Below are 3044 nucleotides of genomic sequence, written 5' to 3'. Positions count from 1 at the left end.
TCAAGGTTCGAAGCAAACGCACAGGGAAGAGCATTGCAAGAAAACAATTCATGAAAAAGGCAAATAAAACATTGGTTTAGGTCGCCGCAATACAGTAATGTTAATGCATAAGGAGAGGCCGGAAAGGAAATTCAAATGTCTAGCTCTGTTAGTGATCTCGAACCAATTGACGCAGCCTTTTGTTCGTATTGCGATGGTTCAGGGTATGCGTGGGACGGTATCTCAAAATGCCTTCACTGTGATGGAACGGGGTTTGTTCTCAAAAGCAGTCTCTCGCTCCCCCCGCTTCCAAAAGACAGTGAAGAGTAATCGGTGCAAGAGAAGGGCAGTGTTGCCTCTCCCATCAATCAATCAATCATAGAATGGACGGTGAATTTATTGAGCAAAGAACTGAAACAGCGTCGTCTCATGGAGGCTTGGGCGCTTCTCAGGAAGGGCGATCACTTTGGAATAGGACGCCGCTTCCTGATCCAGCACGGGGTTATTTAGTATCCCTACGCCTTCGGCTTTCTAGGCCGGGGCATAACTACCAAACATCTTCACCACAGACAAGGTAACTAAAATGTCGAAAATTGAACCTATCACCGCCGACGAAATCAAAGCCCCGCTGAACCAGCTTTATGTTTCCGACCTCAACCCACGGCAGGAGGTTTCGGAGGCCGATGTCATAGAGATGGGCGAAAGCCTTTGGGCGGCAGGGATCATCCAGAACATGGCCGGGTTCCCCGATTCTGAGGGCCGGATCGGTATTGTTGCGGGCGGTCGCCGCCTTCGCGGGTTGCAACATCTCGCGAGCAAGCATGCGGACCTTGCCGAAGTACGTCCCGATCTGGCTTTTCCGACCGTCAAAATTGCCCCTGATGAAGAAACTGCCCGCCTTTGGGCGAACACGGAAAACGTGGCCCGGCGCAATCTCAGCCCTGCCGAAGAAATCCGCGCATATGGCAAAATGGGCAACGCTGGCTCGCCTGTCCAAGCTATCGCCCGCGCTTTTGCGGTGACTGAAAACCATGTGTACCGCCGCCTTGCCCTGTATAAACTGCCGGAAGCCGTGATCGAAGCGTTGGATGCAGGCGACATCACCCTGAGCGCCGCAGGTTGTTTCACCATCTCCGACGACGCGGAGCGCAGTCTTGAGGTGTTGGAGCGCATTCGCGGCTATAATTACAGCGACTACAACATCAAGAATATGCTCAAGCCGAACATGGTGCGCGGCTCTGACCGTAAAGCGAAGTTTGTGGGAGAAGAAACTTACAAGGATGCGGGCGGCATTCTTGGAGGCGATCTGTTCGCGGAAGAGGCCATTTTTGACAGCCCCGATATTCTCGAAACCTGCTTTGCAAAGGCACTGGCAGACGCCGCCGAACAGGCGAAAGAGGAATTTGGCTGGAAGTGGGTGGATACCCATGAAAATCATTATCTGGACACATGGAGCACGCCGTTTAAGCAATATGAGGCTATTCGCCGGGTTCCCGGAGTCCTGTCCGTTGAACAGACTGAACGTTACGACGAGCTGTCAGAACTTGATCATGACGACGAACTGGCCGACGCGGACCGGGCTGAACTGGATGCATTGCAAGCGATCCTCGACGGTCACTATACCGACGCTCAGAAAGCGCTTGCGGGTGTGGTTGCCTATGTCAATGACGACGGTGCGCTTGTGTTCTCTGGGGCATATGTGAAGGCGGAAGATCAGCAAGCGGCAGTGGACGCAGGTGTCATCAAGGCAGTGAACAAAGTTAAAGCAGAGGTCAAAGAGAAGCCGGCGTTTTCCCAAAAGTTCGTTGATGATATGGTGGCAATCCGTTTGGCTGCGACCCAAACTGCGCTCCTGCGGAAATCGGAATATTTGTTGGACCTGTTTGCCTTCGATATGTCTCCGGCTTCGTCTGGAACGTCCTCGATTTTCGGCATGGGCCACGGAACGCGGGACATCAACAAGCCTGATGTCGCGGACAATTTCGTCCTCGATCCGCGTCTCGGTGGTGAACATGACGACAAAGCGGAAGCGGCGCTTGAAGAGATGTATGACTTGAGCCGGATGTCGCCAGTCGAAGGCTTCGCAGCCTATCGGGGCGCCGGGAAGAAACTGCGCAATGGTCATATCACCGCAGCGCTGGCCTATCGCTTTAAAACCCAGCGCCAGCCTTTCATGGCTTTGATCATGGAAGAAGTTGGAGCCGACATTCGCGAAATCTGGACGCCTTCCGAAACCAACTGTTTCAAGCGTTTGAATGGAGGCCAGCTTGACGGGCTGTTCCAGTCCCTTTTGGACCTGTCCGACGACAGCAAAGCGCTCGCTGAGTTTGTGAAGTTCAAGAAGGGCGAGAAGTGCAAGACGATGCACAACCTGTTCAATGAGCCGGAGGCTCAGGATCACCACGGCCTGACCGACGAGCAAAAGGCTCGTGTCGCGGCATGGGTTCCCAACTGCTTTGAATAATCCCAATGGGCGGGGTGCGAAAGTGCCCCGCCCTATGAAAAAAAGAGGCTTCTATGAGGTTTAAGCGTTTCCCTCGGCATCCATTCAACGACACAAACCGAAAGCGATCAGCGCTGCGCAGAAAACAACGTCTTGAGCGCGAAGCTCTTCCCCTTTTGGCCGAACTGGTGGCGGAGGCTCAGACCAACGAAGACGCAGTGATGAGGGAGAGAGCGAGTAAATGGTGTAAGACAGAGGTTCAGGCGCGAAACAGGCGTGCAGAGCGTTGGCGCGAGGCAAGGCGCAAAATGTTCGAACTGTCCAACAATGAAAGAGCTTTGGTGCGTCATGCGTGGAATTGCGCGCCTTACCCCGCTGATCCCGTATATCTTTTAGACTTTTTGCATGGTCTTCATGTGGGGCGTCTCAAAATGAATTGCTTGCCTTTTGATCTCGTGGCAACAGATCAGCATGGGTGTCGCCTCAAACGATGCCCAAAATAGATTTATCCTTTGTGGTGAAGGATTTTAACTGGCCTCGCTTTTTGTAGCGGGGCCATTTTTTGTTTTCGGGGAGGTTCTGTGTTGCCCGATCGAGGCGGAACCTCCGGCCCCGCCCCGTT

General features: G+C 53.4%; 1 protein-coding gene. It reads left to right on the top strand.

Annotation, left to right across the window (positions count from 1 at the left end):
- Positions 1-562 precede the first annotated feature (562 nt).
- Positions 563-2443: a ParB/RepB/Spo0J family partition protein gene (locus LC094_RS21485; RefSeq protein ID WP_226554843.1), complete on the top strand. Its 1881-nt coding sequence runs from the start codon at positions 563-565 to the stop codon at positions 2441-2443.
- The last annotated feature ends 601 nt before the right edge of the window (positions 2444-3044 follow it).

The sequence above is a fragment of the Celeribacter naphthalenivorans genome, from assembly GCF_020524585.1.
Classification (GTDB): domain Bacteria; phylum Pseudomonadota; class Alphaproteobacteria; order Rhodobacterales; family Rhodobacteraceae; genus Celeribacter; species Celeribacter naphthalenivorans.
This window is presented reverse-complemented; position numbering and strand designations above follow the sequence as displayed.

Coding starts and splice junctions, on each gene's coding strand:
- LC094_RS21485 (WP_226554843.1), top strand. CDS start 563: ATGTCGAAAATTGAACCTATCACCGCCGACGAAATCAAAGCCCCGCTG.